General features: G+C 33.8%; 1 protein-coding gene. It reads left to right on the forward strand.

Annotated elements, in window-relative coordinates:
• Positions 1-397: hypothetical protein (locus tag BTV99_RS13565; RefSeq protein WP_178377981.1), on the forward strand; the 397-nt coding region annotated here is incomplete at both ends.

The following is a 397-nucleotide window of genomic DNA, read 5'->3' on the forward strand; positions in this document are numbered from 1 at the left end:
CAGTGAGCTCATAGAGCAGTATGGAGGTTCTATAGAGGAACTAAAGTATTATATACGGTCTCTTGAATTAGAGAATGAAAAAAATCGTCTTAATAAGTCCGCTGAAAAAAATACGATTTCTTATCAATTGGGAAAATCAATCATTGATTTGGCGAATAAAAAGACGGGTTTAAAGTTATTTAGCAAGCAGTTATCCTCATTATATGTAGAGTCCGTAAGAAGAAAGCATAAATACTTAAGCAATGCTTCTTTGTTAGATAAAGTCATTATTATGCTAGAGGATAAAGAGCTACAAGAGGAGTATTGTTTAGATAAAAGAGTGGTAATCAGCCATGATACAACAAAACAGTCTTCACCTAGCCTCTCAAAAGATGTAACAACTGAGGCTGAAAAAGAG

Origin of the sequence: Psychrobacter sp. Rd 27.2 (assembly GCF_001921755.1) — a bacterium.
In the GTDB taxonomy this organism is placed as follows: Bacteria; Pseudomonadota; Gammaproteobacteria; order Pseudomonadales; family Moraxellaceae; genus Psychrobacter; species Psychrobacter celer.